We start from the raw sequence: 14,310 nt of genomic DNA, 5'->3' as shown, positions 1-14,310 counted from the left end.
ATTGGTTTTTACCGTTCTTCCCGATCATATGCTAAACCCAATGCTCCCGGTGCTCCAACGTGCTTTTTCATAGTTTGCCTGGTTGTAATGATTAAGACAACAATCGTCAGTATATAAGGCAGCATTTTCAGGAAAAAAGCGGAAACGGATACACCTACAGCTTGCAGGCGGTATCCCATAGCATCGACACCCCCGAATATATAAGCTCCAACAAGGGCCTTAGCAGGGTCCCAGGAGGCAAAAATCACCAGGGCTACTGCAATCCAACCGCGCCCGGCTGTCATATTCTCCAACCAAGTGGGAGCATAAGCCAGGGACAAATATGCTCCGCCCAACCCGGCCAGCATGCCACCAACAATAACATATAGGTACCTTAAGAAAAACACATTTACACCCAGGGCATCGGAGGCTGCCGGATTTTCCCCGATGGCTCTTAAATTCAAGCCCGAGCGGGTTTTATAAAGATAAACCCAAAGTAGTGGCACCAAGAGATAAGTGATGTACACCAGATAATCATGACGGAAAAAAATCTCGCCTAAAACAGGGATGTTGCCTAAAAAAGGCACAATTACAGGCTTAAAAGTAGCTGGCGCAGGTACGCCAACCAGGGACTTGCCTATATAACCGCTAAACCCGGTGCCAAACAGTGTCAGCGCCAAACCGCTAACCACCTGATTAGCCCGCAAGGTGATTGATAAAAAGGCATGAACTAAAGCTAGCGCACCTCCGCTGAGAGCGGCAGCCCCTACCCCCAGCCAAGGGTTAGAAGTAGCCACAGTAGTCATGAAGCCGGTAACGGCTCCAACCAACATCATGCCCTCCACACCTAGATTAAGGACCCCTGCTCGCTCGGTCAAGATCTCTCCAAGAGCAGCAAACAAAATAGGGGTGCCAGATACAATTGCCGAAGCAAGGATTGCAATAATTATTGACTGTTCCATTTTTCTCCCCCTTATTTACCCAACTTGATCTTGTAGCGAGTAAGGACTTCTCCCCCAAGGACAAAGAACAAAATCGCGCCTTGCAACATGGAAACGGTGGCGGCAGGAAGTCCACTGCTCTGAATGGTATATCCTCCCACCAGCAATCCCCCAAATAAAAAAGAAACAACGATTACTGCCAAAGGATTCAAACGGGATAACCAGGCAATAATGATTGCAGTATAACCATACCCTGAAGAAAACCCATGTTGCAGGCGATGAGTAATTCCAGCAGTTTCAGCCATGCCTGCAAGACCCGCCAGGCTTCCGCTCAAAAACATCACCAGCAGGATGTTACGGGCGATATTCATCCCGGCATACTTGGCCACTTTGGTGCTTTCTCCGATAACACGGATCTCATAACCCCATCTGGTTTTCTGCAGAACTACATAGAGGATTGCTGCGGCCACCAGGCCAAAAACCAAACCAAAGTGCACACGAGTGGTGCCCCAGGAAGGTAAAGTAGCTGCGTCAACAAAAGGAGCGGTCAAGGGGAAATTAAAACCATTGGGGTCTTTCCATGGGCCGTACACCAGATAATCCACCCACAGGATAGCCACGTAGTTAAGCATTAGAGTTGTGATTACTTCATTAACACCCCATACCGCTTTCGGAATAGCAGGGAGTAACCCCCACAGTCCGCCGGCCAGCATACCGGCGATAACCATAGCCGGCAGCATGATGTAAGCAGGGAGGTTTGGAAAGGTTAATGCCACCCAACTGGCAGCAAAGGCACCCATATACAGCTGGCCTTCAGCCCCAATATTCCAAAGCAGCATCTTAAAAGCAATGGCCACACCCAGGCTGGTTAAAATAAGAGGTATGGCTTTGACCACGGTCTCTGACAAGCCGTACCATGAACCGAAGGCACCTTCCAGCATAACCCGGTAAATTTCTATAGGACTATGTCCGGTTAAGGACAAAAAAATGCCGCTAAAAACTAAAGCAAGTATGACAGAAACAACAGGAACTATAAGACCCAAGAGAGGTGGGGTCTGCAACCTTTTCTCAAAGCTTAGGCTGAAATTTCTTTGTTCCTTAACTGGTACTATTGAACTCAAGCGCTTACACCCCCAAGCCTTTTTGCTCCAGCCATCATCAGACCGATTTCTTCTAAATCAGCTTCTTCTATGGGCAAAACACCCATAAATTCTCCTTCGTACATCACAGCTACCCGGTCAGCTAATTTGTAGATTTCCTCCAGATCTTCAGAAATCATTAGTACGGCCGCACCCTTGTTTTTCTCCGCAATTAATAAGTCATGAATTGCATCAGTAGCGCCGATATCCAGGCCGCGCACCGGGTAAACGGCTACTACCAGTTTAGGCTGCAATGAAGTTTCCCTGGCCAAGAGCAGCTTCTGTAAATTTCCTCCCGACATCAGCTTTACAGGGCAATCAATATTTGGTATTTTAACAGCAAAATCATTAACCAACTGCTGTGCCCTATGACGAATTGCCTTGCTGTCCAGAAGCCAGCCCTTACCCAAATTCTGGCTGCGATACTCTTTTAGAATAATATTATCTACTACGGGCAAATTCGGAATAAGCCCTGTTCCGGTGCGATCTTCGGGAATAAATGCAACACCGGCATCAATAATATCCCGAACCGGCTTATTGGTTATATCTTGGCCTAATAATTTAATAGAACCTGAAGTAACATTTCTCAAACCTGTAATAACCTCGGATAATTCCCTCTGACCGTTTCCGGCAACACCGGCTATACCAAGGATTTCTCCGCTTCTTAGCTCTAGGCAAAGGTTGCTCAGCGCCTGCCGTCCCTTGTCGTTTAGTGCACAAACTCCTTGTAGTTCCAAAACCACATCTTGGCCACACGTTTTACTGACATTTTTGCGGGCTGTATTTAACTCCCTGCCTACCATTAATCTGGCCAGTTCCTGAGAGTTAGTTTCCTTTTTCAATAAACTGGCGGTAGACTTTCCTCCCCTAAGAACTGTGATCCGGTCCGCAAATTCCATAACTTCATGCATTTTGTGAGTAATAAAGATAACTGCGCAACCACTGTCGGCCATATTGCGAAGCGTCTTAAACAGTTCCCTTACTTCCTGGGGAGTAAGCACAGCAGTGGGTTCATCCAGGATTAAAATATCCGTACCCCTGTAAAGCATTTTAATGATCTCAACCCGCTGCTGCTCGCCAACGGAAAGCTGCCAGACCTTAGCTTGAGGCTCTACCCCTAATCCGAACTTCTGGGAGATAGCAGTAATGCTTTGTTCGATTTCTTTCACATTTAAGAATAGTGCACCTTTTAAACCTAAAATAACGTTTTCAGCTACTGTAAAAGGCTTAACCAAGCGAAAATGCTGGTGTACCATACCAATACCTGCGTTAATGGCATCTTTCGGCGAACGGAAAACAACTTCCTGTCCCTTAACAAAAACTTGGCCGCTGTCCGGCCTGTATAATCCGGTTAAGATACTCATCAGGGTACTTTTGCCTGCACCGTTTTCGCCCAGCAAAGCATGAATTTCACCGGGATAAGCCGTAAAATCAACCCTGTCGTTAGCTAAAGTCCCCGGAAAGGATTTGGTAATCTGCCGCATTTCAACTAAAGGACGTGTCATTTTTGCCCTCCTCAGGAAAGTGAAAGTCAGGCTGGCGGCCTAACCGCCAGCCCTGAAATAATAAGTTTACTTCGGAATAGTACCGTCTACACCTTCCACAAACCAGTCAAAGCTGAGCATTTCTGCATCAGTCATCTTCTGTCCTTCAGCAACTTTTACCTGACCGCTCTGGTCTTTAATCGGACCCCAGAATACATCAAACTCTCCATTGATGATGGCTTGTTTCTTTTCTTCAACCAATTTCTTAACATCTTCAGGGACAACGGAGTTGATTGGGGCTAAATCAACCACATTATCCGCCATACCGCCCCAGTATTGCTCATTAGTCCAGGTGCCATTTTTCACAGCTTCAACCACCTTGACGTAATATGGGCCCCAGTTCCAAATGGGTGAAGTCAAATTAGCCTTAGGAGCAAAGCTGCTCATATCGGTATTATAACCGATGGCGTATACTCCTTTTTCCTCGGCTGCCTGCTGTGGGCCAGGGGTGTCCTGATGCTGGGCAATTACATCCACACCGGCATCCAGGAGCCCTTTAGCAGCTTCTTTCTCGGCAGCAGGGTCATACCAGGTATTGGTCCAGACCACTTTAACGGTAGCGTTGGGGTTAACTGAACGCACTCCTAAAGTAAATGCGTTAATTCCCCTGATTACTTCCGGAATGGGGTGAGCGGCAACATAACCTATTTTATTAACTTTGGTCATTTTCCCGGCTATGATTCCGGAAAGATATCTGGGCTGATACATCCGGCCAAAATATGTGCCCATGTTTTCAGCGGTTTTAAAGCCGGAATTGTGCATAAATATTACATCGGGGAATTTCTTGGCTACATTGAGCATATAATCCATATAACCAAAACTGGTGGCAAAAATTATTTTGTATCCTTTTTGGGCAAGTTCAGTCATAACGCGTTCTGCATCAGCAGATTCGGGCACGTTTTCAATGTAAGTCGTCTCCACATACGGCAATTTCTCTTCCAAATACTTCCTGCCCAAATCATGGGCATAGGTCCACCCGGCATCACCAACCGGGCCGATATAAATAAAACCTACTTTAATTTTTTCTTCAGCCTTCTGCTCTGTGCCCTTGGAAGTTTTTTCAGCAGGTTTACCGGAACTGCAGCCAACCACCGTAAAAAGCAACACTACCATCAAGGCAATAAACAGCGAGTTTTTTCTAAACCAACGCATTAAGATAACCTCCCTGAAATTAGTAAATATCTTACAGAAAACCTAGATCATTTTCAGTGAGTTACCCCCCCTTTTTTTTAATTATGGCAGCTTTAAGTTTATAAGCAAAAACTTTAGGTTTCACCTCCTTAAAACAACAAACCCCATGAAAAACCATAAGTTTCACTGGGGTTTGTTGCAATTTAGGCTGAGTTTACCCTTAATATTTATTTTTTGCTTTTTTCAATAACAATAAAACCGGGAGCCGCAAAATCCAACTACAAGAATAGTCTTGCTGTCGAAATGAGCAAAAAATATCAACAGCAAAACATTCTTGTAGTCGGGCAATTTACGGTTACCTGGTAGAGACTCTCGGACCATATTACCGAGATTATACAAGATAAGTTTTCCCTGTTTTCTGCTTTTACAATTAAGTGCAATGTAGTATAAACTTCACACTTTAATTTTTTGATGTTCCAAAAGCAATCAAACTTTAACTTAACCAATTAATTGTTTTAACAACCTGCAAATCTTCTTACCTTACTTAGAAAAATTTATTCCACATTTTTTGAAAAATTCCTGCAAACACAGCAAAATATTCATAGACAATTAAAACTTATTTATCAATGTTCCCTAATCGGGTAAGCAATATTTTTAAAATGTTATATTATAATCTTAAGAAAAAAAGTCGAAAGATAACGTAAGAAAATGCTTTCATTTAAGTAAAATTCACGGTATAATTGGCTTAATATTCTTAATTTTCTAATTGGAGGTATGATTCTAAAAATGAATATTATTAGCCCCGCCGTTACAAATTGCAACTTAACCGATTTCGAAGCTTTATACAAAACATTCTCTTGGGACAGTGTATACCAAAATTTTTCCTGGCAGCAAACAGGTAAAATTAATATAGTTTATGAGGCTGTGGACCGTCACCTTCCTGCTCTCGCCAATAAGACCGCTTTTATATTTCAAGGGGAAAAAGAAAGCCAAAGCTTGACCTATCTGGATCTGAGCATGCAGACCAACCGATTTGGCAATGTCCTCAAAAAACATGGGCTAAAAAAACAAGACCGGGTATTTGTCTTTATGCCCAGACGTCTGGAAACATATATTGCTCTCCTTGGCGCTATCAAAGCCGGAGCAATTGTAGGGCCGTTGTTTGAAGCTTTTATGACGGAGGCGGTTAAAGACAGGCTTTTAGACAGCCAGGCCAAGTTCCTGGTAACCACCCCTGAGCTGCTTCCCAGAGTGCCTTTAGCAGAACTGCCTGATTTGGGCAAAATAATTGTGGTAGGCGATGATGTTATTCCTGGCACATTGAACTATTTTGCGGAAATGGCTAATGTTGAAGACACCATGGATATTGAATGGGCTGATTTTGAGGACGGTTATATCTTGCATTATACCTCCGGGTCCACGGGTAAACCAAAAGGAGTGCTGCACGCCCATCGAGCCATGGTTGGCCATTACCAAACAGGGAAATGGGTGCTGGATTTACGACCTGACGACATCTACTGGTGTACAGCAGATCCAGGTTGGGTAACAGGAACTGCTTACGGTATTTTTGCCCCCTTACTAAATGGAGTGACTTGTCTCATTCTCGGAGGCAGGTTTAATGCGCAAAGATGGTATAGTGCCATAGAACAACATAAAGTAACAGTTTGGTACAGTGCCCCTACAGCATTTAGGATGTTAATGAGCGCTGGTGAGGACGTAGCAAAGAGTTTTGATTTGAGCAGCCTACGGCATGTGCTAAGCGTTGGGGAACCCCTCAATCCTGAAGTAGTTTATTGGGGACTTCACGCCCTTGGCCAAAGGATTCACGACACATGGTGGATGACAGAAACAGGCATGCAACTCATCTGTAATCTGCCTTCCTTGCCAATTAAGCCGGGCTCTATGGGCAAGCCACTGCCTGGCATCTATGCGGCCATAATCGATGAGCATGGAAATGAACTCCCCCCAAATACCATAGGAAACCTTGCCATCAAAACACCCTGGATATCAATGATGAGTGCTATCTGGAATAATGAGCAAAAATACCAAGAGTACTTTCGAATAAAACCCTGGTATCTTTCCGGTGATGTTGCTTACAAGGATGAGGACGGGTATTTCTGGTTCCAAGGCCGCAATGACGACATTATTAACACTTCCGGAGAACGGGTGGGTCCTTTTGAAATAGAAAGCAAACTAATCGAGCATCCGGCTGTGGCGGAGGCCGGGGTTATTGGTAAACCTGATTCATTAAGGGGTGAAATAATCAAAGCTTTTATCGCCCTGCGTAAAGGCTTTATTCCTTCAGAAGAGCTGCATGAGGAAATAAAGAACTTTATTAAAACCAGCCTAGCTGCCCATATGGTTCCTAAAGAAATACAGTTTATTGAAAAACTACCCAAAACCAGAAGCGGGAAAATAATGCGCAGGGTGCTAAAAGCCATGGAGTTAGGGCTACCATTGGGCGATTTGTCAACAGCAGAAGATTGATGCATTTGATAAACAGCCCGCCTTGGATAAAAGGCGGGTCTTACTTACTTCAAATCATCCAACAGTTTTTTAAACGCAGTTGATCAAAGGCGGCAATGTCTTCTGGAGCTACTTTTTTCCCATACTTTACCATCAGCAAGTTTGCTGGGTGAGCCAGGATATCCGGGTCATCAGTGTTCACAGGATAAAAACCGCCCAGGGCAAAAAGCTTTTCTAACAGCTTTCTGTACTCCCAAATGTTCAGTTTAGTATTTTTGACATCCCAGTGCCAAAAATATTCGGTTGCAATAGCGATAAAGTACTCTAATTCAGGGTCCTCCTTGATGGCTAAAAACAGTTGCTCGGCTATCCCCTGCTTCCGGTAGGCAGGCGCTACCTCAACAGCTCCCAGTTCAATCACTTTTTTCCCTTGATAATATGAAGAAGATTCAGGCTGTTGAAAAGCAACATAACCAATTATTTTATTCTGTTCAACAGCGGCATAAAGAAAACCGGCCCCTGCTGCAAGGAGTTCTTGCAATGCTTCAAATTGTTCTTCCGAAGGTCGGAAGTTGGCTAACCCCGGATCAAATACAAAAACCCGGAATTCCTCTAAAGCGGACACCTTGGTAATTACGGGAAACACCCCCACTCTACAAGTGTCCTGGTATCTTATTATTTCGTGATTGTAAGTAAAAATCCTGTCATGTTTATGCCAATCTATTGCTGTAATGTATATTTATTTTTACTTTAGGAAAGCTAAGTTATAAAAAAACCAGGAGGCTTACCATGACTAAACAAACTGTGGACAACTTAAAAGCTGCCTTTGCAGGAGAAAGCCAGGCGCGTAATTTCTATACTTTTTGGGCTGGAATGGCACGAAAAGAAGGTTGGATCAAAATAGCAGAAGTATTTGAGGAAACAGCAAAAAATGAAAAAGAACATGCCGAAATAATTCTTAAACTTTTGAACGGTATTAATACCAGCGGCGAAAATTTAAAGGTCGCTATTGATAAGGAAAGCTACGAGTATGCCGATATGTATCCGGAATTTGAAAGAATTGCCAGGGAAGAAGGTTTTACTGAGGCCGCCAATTTTTTTAAATTGGTAGCAGAGGTCGAGAAACATCATGCTGAAAGGTTTAGACGTGTGTTAGGGCTGTTAAACGAGGAAAAACTCTTAAAAAAAGAAGCTTCGATTAAATGGAAATGCCGGGAATGCGGTTATATTGCAGAGGGCAACGAACCGCCCCATAAATGCCCACTGTGCGGTCATGATAAATCCTACTACGAACCGCTCATCGAAGAATACTAAACAATAGATACTATACATATTTAAGCAGCCAAATAAGGCTGCTTCAGCTTGTAGACGAAGCCCGCATGTATTATTTCGCTCAGGACACGCTCGCACGCCGTTAACCTTCAGCTCCGCTGCCGACGGCTGGGCGAAACAAGTCCCGCTCCATAATACATGCGGGCCGCCTCAATCAGTCTCTATAGCTTACTTATATAGCTGGCAACATAACTGAATATTAATCCAAAGCCCGCGAGACGAAGGGCTTTTCGTGGAAAATGTCTTACAAATAATGCTTTGTCGCTTATCATCTGTTTAATTAAAGCGTATCCCGCCCAAATTCCGAAAAATATGCTAGCCGACTTCAACATAGTGATTAGTAAAACCAGATTTATCCCTCCTTTATTTTCGCATAATAAAAGGCTCCCGGCAGCAAACCCGGGCCGGAAGGCTAATAAACTTAGGGACATTGCAAACATAATAAAAATCTTTTATTGAGCGGTCCATCCTCCATCTATGGTAAGTTCCGAACCTGTAACAAATAAAGATTCATCCGATGCAAGGTAAAGATCTGCATAAGCAATATCCATTGGTTTGCCTATATAACCTATAGGGTGCAGTTTTCCAACTTTGGCAAAATACTCCTCCGGAGTTAAACCTGAATCTGCAGCTTCTTTTTCAGTCAAAGCAGTGTGAACATATCCGGGATGTACGGAGTTGACACGAATTTTATAACCTTTTTCCCCGCAGTGCAATGCAGCTGATTTAGTGAGAAGTGTTACTGCGCCTTTGGAAGCACAGTATGCAAACAAACCCGCTTCCGCTACTTGACCGTCAATTGAGGATCTGTTGATTATGGAACAATTTTCTCCATTGTTTTTCATTGCTGCAATAGCATATTTGGTTCCCAAGAAAACCCCCGTTGCGTTAATTCCCATAAGCCAATTCCAATCCTCCAAAGTAGTTTCTTCTATATTTTTACCCAAAGAAATGCCCGCATTGTTTACCATAATATTTAATTTACCATATACTTACTGCAGAATACAAAAAACCAAGCACACTTGTACCAATCGGGAAAAGCACTCCGACTACTCCTAAAAAGAGTGCATACGCTTTCCAATTTGGGTAAGTATGCAGTATTGTTTTTATGGATACAAACGGAGCACCACTTCCTCCATCTGTTAATTCAGCCCAGGGTGCCATACCTGCTAAAGCAAAATAGAAAATTATATAGATGGCTCCGCAGGTCAACACCTACCCTAGAATAGCTTTTGACTGATCCTTAATGGGGAATGTGCCCTCTTCAACCATCTGGGGAACGGTTTCAAAACCAAAGTACGGGGTGATAATAAGAGCCGCTCCTATAAACCATCCGTACATGGAGCCTCCTTGCAATCCTGTCTGAAAGAATGGGGTAAAGTTTCCCCAGCTCCAGTCATGAGAGAAAACATACAATATTGCAGTAAGGAGAACACCTGGCAAGCCGGCGAACAACATAAATGTTTTAAGCACATAATATATATTCACAACGCCTTCAGGGAAAGATAAGTATATAAAGTTTTGCTGGAATAAAAGCATTATAAACAGGGATGGAGGTAAAGTGCTTGAAAAGAGTCTTGACCATTGCCGCTGCTTCAGTAATTGTTATCGTAATTATATCCTTTATAGGATGTTCAAAGCCTGCTAAAAAACCAGCTGATTACTTTCCCCTTACAAAGGGGAGCAGTTGGGAATATGAAGGAGCAGGAAATGAATTTGCTTCTTTTAAGAGAGAAGTAATCTTTACGGATCAGAAACGGGCTCAAATCAGGGAAAACAACGGTGGAACGGTAAGCACTGCAATTTTTGAGACTACGGGGAATGCAGTAAGTCGTATCTTTTTCCAAGCGGAAACTTATGACAAAGTAAATCTGCTGGACAGGCAACCTAACGATAATACAATCATCTTGCAGGCCCCTTTAAAGGAGGGTAACAAATGGGGTGAATCTGACCGCCAAAGGGAAATCGTGGATACTAATGCAGTGGTGGAAACTCCGGCAGGAAAATTTGAGAAGTGCATTAAAGTCAAAATTTCTGGTAAAAACTCCACCGTCTTCGAATATTTCAAAGAAGGAATTGGAATGGTAAAAAGAGAGTTCCATTCGGGCAATGAGCAAGTAATTTCAACATTGAGCAAATATACTATTAAATAGCATGTGAATACCGGACTATAACATTTCGTAAGTAGAATCAGGGACAGGATCACGTAAACACCTGCTGTTAACATCGTTACCAACAAATCTGTTGGTATAGAACTGAGACTGGAAACTTCTAAATGAAAAACTGGGCTGATATTGGGCTGATATAAACAATAAAGACATTGCAAAGCCATAGCGCTTAAGTATATAGGGAAAGTTATAGTAACAAAAAATGACGTTGAAATAACAACGTCACTAATGAATATCATGGTGTCGGAGGCGGGACTTGAACCCGCACGGGAAACCCATACGCCCCTCAAACGTACGCGTCTGCCAGTTCCGCCACTCCGACAATTTATCGGGTTGCTCCAGAGGGAACGAGGTAATTATAGCACAGGAAATCAGCACAATGCAAGGTTTTCTCAAAAAATTTCATGAACCCAGCTCTTCCAAATGCTCCCTTAATTCTACCAGGTGCATTTTTTCCGCTCTCAGCAGTTCATGAATAACTTTTTTTAATTCTGGGTTTTGGATTTCCTCCAGCAGCTCATGGTAAAGCAAAATAGAATCCTTTTCCGCTTGAATCCCAATAGCCAATGCCTGTTTAGTATCCTTAACTGCAAAAGAATGCTCCGCTGCGTTGGGAAAAGCAATCCTTGAGGTAAGAGCAGCAATAAAATCTCCCTGCCCTACATCAAATATAAAATCAGAGTTATCCTCTTCCAACATGCGTTTAAAAAATTTATAATGTTCTTTTTCCTCTTCCGCCAATTTGGTAAACATCTGCTTAGTTTCAGCATCTGCCGTACCGTCAGCCATAGTTAAATAAAAATTCCTGCCAAGTTCTTCCATCCGCATGGCCGCGCGTATAATATCTTTGCTACTAATCCTCGCTTTGTTCATTAAAATCACTCCCCACCATAATATTTTCTAAAGGAGGTATCAAATCGTCTGCTGTGGACTTAACACCATAATTGCCCGGCAAACCATTAAGGGCAAAAACCAGGGCTACCTGTCCCGGTGCCATGTCGATATTATCAACCGTAATTATTTTTTTTGACTGGTACAAACCCATATAGGAAGTAGTAACGTGGGTAAATTCCGTGCCGGCCACTTTCAAGCCTTTCGCCAAAAAGTAGTCGATCATCGGTAAATCCGGAAGATTAACCGAATTCTGCCGTTCTTCCTGACTCCCGCCCAGCATGATTACTATATCAAGGGAGCCACTGAAAGAACCCTGTAGACTGGCCAGCCCAGTTTCTTCCAAGAACTGTACCGTTTCAGGATCTATACCTTCTACTATAGCTTGTGCCAGAAACCCAGCCACTCTTGCGGAAAATTCACTGCTGGTGCGTGCCGGTTTTATTCCCAGTTTACTGCAAATCAGGTACCTGGAGTTGGAATCATTGAAATTGTAACTGCTGTTAATCCTAGAAACAGATACTATATTAGCGCCTGCTAATTTCAAACCATGTTCTAACCCTTCCGTGGCTGCATAGCCGTTTGTCACTACTATAGCTATATCCTGCCCTATCAACCTGTCTTTTAACACAATCGGTAAAATCTCTTGAGCAAACCGCTGATAATTATCGTTGGAGTTCTTAAAAACTGCTATTTCCTTTTGGGAAAGGCGGTTTTGTTCTCTCAGCAGTTCAAAGTCCTGTTCCAATCGGTCCACAATCAGCTTCTGTTCTTTAACAAGCACATCGTCACCAACCAAAGTTGTGCCTATTAAAATGCCTATACCTAAGGCCAAAAAAATTGCTACCAGGGAAGAAACATGAAATCGAAAATCTACCAACTATGCATCCCGCCTTTGGTTTTTATGGGTGCTAGTGATAGTATGGTACAGGAAAAGTTTGCTATGCATTTTTTTAGAATTCTGTTGATCAATCTTGAGCAAAAGCGGGGTTTTTAATGTTGACCTTTTCCAACCGGATTACTTTATATGGATCTAACTCCTGTGAAGCGAGTAAGTCGCTAAAAATAGCGTAGTTGGCAGCAACTAAAACAGTGATTATCGGCGCCTCCAACATTATAATCCTTTCCGCCTGTAGGAACGCCTCCCTTCGTTCCCTGCTTTGCAATTTTTGTGTTTGGGCAAAAAGCAGCTGTTCATCCACTGCTAAGTTACTATAGCGGGATACATTAGCAGGGCTTTCACTCATAAACATGCTGCCCAGAAACGTACCGGGATCAGGCGATTTTGCCATCCATTTCGCTAAATAAAAACCGATAGTCCCAGCTTTTAAGCCATAGTCAAGTTCCTGGTAAGAAGCCAGCGGCTGAATCCTGAGTTCAATGCCTATTTGTTTATTAAGCTGAGCTTGAATGGCCTCGGCCAGCTGTTTGTTTTTACCTTCGTTTACGTAATAGAGAACTACGGGCTTAGCCTGCTTTCCGGCCTCATCCAAGGTGTAGCCGTAAAGCCTTTTAGCCGCTTCCGGATCAAACTTGTAAGCTTGTAATGATTGACTATTGCTCAGTAACATCCGGGGTAAAAGCCCCTGGGCTGCAACAAAATTGCCCAGTTCCCCGGCCAGTTTATCCCGGTTAAGAGCGTAGCTGATGGCTTGCCGCAGACTGGAATTATTAAAGGGCGGTTTTTCTACGTTAAAACCGAGATAGACAATCTCCGCCCTTTGTTCTGTTTGCTGCAGCTTTTTTAAGGCAGGGTCTTTGCTCAGTAAAAGCTCAGGAAGCTTCTCCTCCGCTTGCAGAACATCCAAATTGCCCCGCTGCATTTCCGCCAAAGCAATGTCGCTTTCCGGCTCTATCTGAAACTCCACCCTTTTTACTGCAACCTTTTGATAGTATTGCGGAAATGCCTCCAAGACAACACTTTGCCCCACAGTCCACTCCACCAAACCATAGGGCCCTGACCCCACAATTTTAGCCGGCTGATCACTAGTCCCTGGCTTACCATAGTCCGGCCCGGTTAGATTAACTGCTTCCTGTTGCAAAACACTTGCAGCGGGAGCAGTGAGTTTAAGCAGAAATCCTTCATCAGGACCCGTTAAGGTTACCTCTAAAGTTTTATCATCAAGAGCCTGAATCCCTGATACCTCCGCAGACTTTCCTTGGAGGAATTCCTTCGCCCCTGCTATGTTGGTAAAAATTTGCTGCACCTCGGAGTCCCCCAGCCGGATGGCCCTTTCCCAGGATAATTTGAAATCGGCGGCTGTCACTTTATTCCCCGAATGGAAATAGGCCCCATCCCTAATAAAAAATCTATACTGCTTTCCGTCATCGGAAACAGTCCATTTTTCGGCCATGGCCGGCAGCAAAGTTTGAGTTTCGCTATCGTACTTGACAAGTCCTTCGTAGAGGGCGCTGCCAATCTCTATTTCCCATGGTGTTGAGAATTTAATAGGGTCCAGTGTTTTTAAATCATGGGGCAAACTTAAGGCCAGTGTTTCTTTGGCCATTACCTCTTTGTTCTTGATAATCTGATCTTCAGCCGCTTTTTTCCCGGTGCAACCTGAAGCTATGCTGAGGATAAAAACAATAATCAAAAACAGGGGTAGCAATCTCCTGAGCTTCTTCATTCATATCACCCGTTTTCCAAAACACTACTGCAATTATACCATATACAAAGTTAGGCAAAAAATAAGCCAAGATTACAAGTACATTGTAAACT

Annotated in this window: 12 protein-coding genes, 1 tRNA gene, 1 pseudogene and 1 riboswitch; of the genes and pseudogenes, 3 read left to right on the top strand and 11 right to left on the bottom strand. The window is 43.5% G+C overall.

Translation table 11 applies throughout. The annotated features are described in order from the left end of the window. Positions 1-8: 8 nt before the first annotated feature. From EYS13_RS01800 to EYS13_RS01785, 4 genes are all read right to left on the bottom strand, one after another. Positions 9-941 carry an ABC transporter permease gene (locus EYS13_RS01800; RefSeq protein WP_227765370.1) on the bottom strand — a complete coding sequence of 311 codons (933 nt, stop codon included), beginning with the start codon at positions 939-941 and terminating at the stop codon, positions 9-11. An 11-nt stretch (positions 942-952) separates the two neighbouring features. Then, on the bottom strand, positions 953-2,041 hold the full coding sequence (locus tag EYS13_RS01795) for an ABC transporter permease (RefSeq protein WP_227765368.1): 1,089 nt from the start codon (positions 2,039-2,041) through the stop codon (positions 953-955). Next, positions 2,038-3,564 carry an ABC transporter ATP-binding protein gene (locus EYS13_RS01790; protein WP_227765366.1) on the bottom strand — a complete coding sequence of 509 codons (1,527 nt, stop codon included), beginning with the start codon at positions 3,562-3,564 and terminating at the stop codon, positions 2,038-2,040. Before EYS13_RS01790 ends, EYS13_RS01795 begins: the two co-directional genes overlap by 4 nt. A gap of 66 nt (positions 3,565-3,630) precedes the next feature. Then, a complete protein-coding gene (locus EYS13_RS01785; RefSeq protein WP_227765364.1) occupies positions 3,631-4,755 on the bottom strand; it encodes a BMP family ABC transporter substrate-binding protein in 1,125 nt (374 codons plus the stop codon). 296 nt (positions 4,756-5,051) lie between these two features. Beyond that, positions 5,052-5,153: riboswitch (purine riboswitch) on the bottom strand. A 367-nt stretch (positions 5,154-5,520) separates the two neighbouring features. On the opposite strand from EYS13_RS01785, the gene acsA reads away from it, so the two are divergent. Next, positions 5,521-7,221: an acetate--CoA ligase gene (acsA, locus tag EYS13_RS01780; protein ID WP_227765362.1), complete on the top strand. Its 1,701-nt coding sequence runs from the start codon at positions 5,521-5,523 to the stop codon at positions 7,219-7,221. A 49-nt stretch (positions 7,222-7,270) separates the two neighbouring features. On the opposite strand, the gene EYS13_RS01775 is transcribed toward acsA, so the two are convergent. Then, a complete protein-coding gene (locus tag EYS13_RS01775; protein ID WP_227765360.1) occupies positions 7,271-7,852 on the bottom strand; it encodes a GNAT family N-acetyltransferase in 582 nt (193 codons plus the stop codon). Between the two features lie 137 nt (positions 7,853-7,989). Between EYS13_RS01775 and EYS13_RS01770 the strand changes: the two genes are divergently transcribed. Further along, the gene (locus EYS13_RS01770) at positions 7,990-8,514 is read left to right on the top strand and encodes a rubrerythrin family protein (protein WP_227765358.1); all 525 of its coding nucleotides are present in this window, start codon (positions 7,990-7,992) and stop codon (positions 8,512-8,514) included. A 470-nt stretch (positions 8,515-8,984) separates the two neighbouring features. On the opposite strand, the pseudogene EYS13_RS01765 reads toward EYS13_RS01770, so the two are convergent. Both EYS13_RS01765 and EYS13_RS16180 read right to left on the bottom strand, forming a co-directional pair. Next, a pseudogene (locus EYS13_RS01765) lies at positions 8,985-9,509 on the bottom strand (SDR family oxidoreductase); the annotation flags it as partial. Between the two features lie 238 nt (positions 9,510-9,747). Then, complete coding sequence (locus EYS13_RS16180; protein WP_265332405.1) at positions 9,748-9,873, bottom strand: hypothetical protein; 126 nt, start codon at positions 9,871-9,873, stop codon at positions 9,748-9,750. A 224-nt stretch (positions 9,874-10,097) separates the two neighbouring features. Here EYS13_RS16180 and EYS13_RS01760 point away from each other — a divergent pair, with 224 nt between their 5' ends. Then, on the top strand, positions 10,098-10,685 hold the full coding sequence (locus EYS13_RS01760) for a TapB family protein (RefSeq protein WP_227765356.1): 588 nt from the start codon (positions 10,098-10,100) through the stop codon (positions 10,683-10,685). Between the two features lie 253 nt (positions 10,686-10,938). On the opposite strand, the gene EYS13_RS01755 is transcribed toward EYS13_RS01760, so the two are convergent. The 4 genes from EYS13_RS01755 to EYS13_RS01740 form a co-directional block, all read right to left on the bottom strand. Beyond that, a tRNA-Leu gene (locus tag EYS13_RS01755) sits at positions 10,939-11,022 on the bottom strand. A gap of 80 nt (positions 11,023-11,102) precedes the next feature. Next, positions 11,103-11,573: a ferritin family protein gene (locus tag EYS13_RS01750; RefSeq protein ID WP_227765354.1), complete on the bottom strand. Its 471-nt coding sequence runs from the start codon at positions 11,571-11,573 to the stop codon at positions 11,103-11,105. After that, the gene (locus tag EYS13_RS01745) at positions 11,554-12,471 is read right to left on the bottom strand and encodes a copper transporter (RefSeq protein WP_227765352.1); all 918 of its coding nucleotides are present in this window, start codon (positions 12,469-12,471) and stop codon (positions 11,554-11,556) included. The genes EYS13_RS01750 and EYS13_RS01745 overlap by 20 nt, the downstream gene beginning before the upstream one ends. 88 nt (positions 12,472-12,559) lie before the next feature. Next, on the bottom strand, positions 12,560-14,218 hold the full coding sequence (locus EYS13_RS01740; protein WP_227765349.1) for an ABC transporter substrate-binding protein: 1,659 nt from the start codon (positions 14,216-14,218) through the stop codon (positions 12,560-12,562). Positions 14,219-14,310: the final 92 nt, after the last annotated feature.

It is taken from the genome of Zhaonella formicivorans, from assembly GCF_004353525.1.
Taxonomy (GTDB): domain Bacteria; phylum Bacillota; class DUOV01; order DUOV01; family Zhaonellaceae; genus Zhaonella; species Zhaonella formicivorans.
The sequence above is the reverse complement of the archived record's forward strand: the minus strand, read 5'-3'. Positions and strand labels throughout refer to the sequence as shown.

Coding starts and splice junctions, on each gene's coding strand:
- acsA (WP_227765362.1), top strand. CDS start 5,521: ATGAATATTATTAGCCCCGCCGTTACAAATTGCAACTTAACCGATTTC.
- EYS13_RS01740 (WP_227765349.1), bottom strand. CDS start 14,218: ATGAAGAAGCTCAGGAGATTGCTACCCCTGTTTTTGATTATTGTTTTT.
- EYS13_RS01770 (WP_227765358.1), top strand. CDS start 7,990: ATGACTAAACAAACTGTGGACAACTTAAAAGCTGCCTTTGCAGGAGAA.
- EYS13_RS01750 (WP_227765354.1), bottom strand. CDS start 11,573: ATGAACAAAGCGAGGATTAGTAGCAAAGATATTATACGCGCGGCCATG.
- EYS13_RS16180 (WP_265332405.1), bottom strand. CDS start 9,873: ATGTACGGATGGTTTATAGGAGCGGCTCTTATTATCACCCCGTACTTT.
- EYS13_RS01785 (WP_227765364.1), bottom strand. CDS start 4,755: ATGCGTTGGTTTAGAAAAAACTCGCTGTTTATTGCCTTGATGGTAGTG.
- EYS13_RS01790 (WP_227765366.1), bottom strand. CDS start 3,564: ATGACACGTCCTTTAGTTGAAATGCGGCAGATTACCAAATCCTTTCCG.
- EYS13_RS01800 (WP_227765370.1), bottom strand. CDS start 941: ATGGAACAGTCAATAATTATTGCAATCCTTGCTTCGGCAATTGTATCT.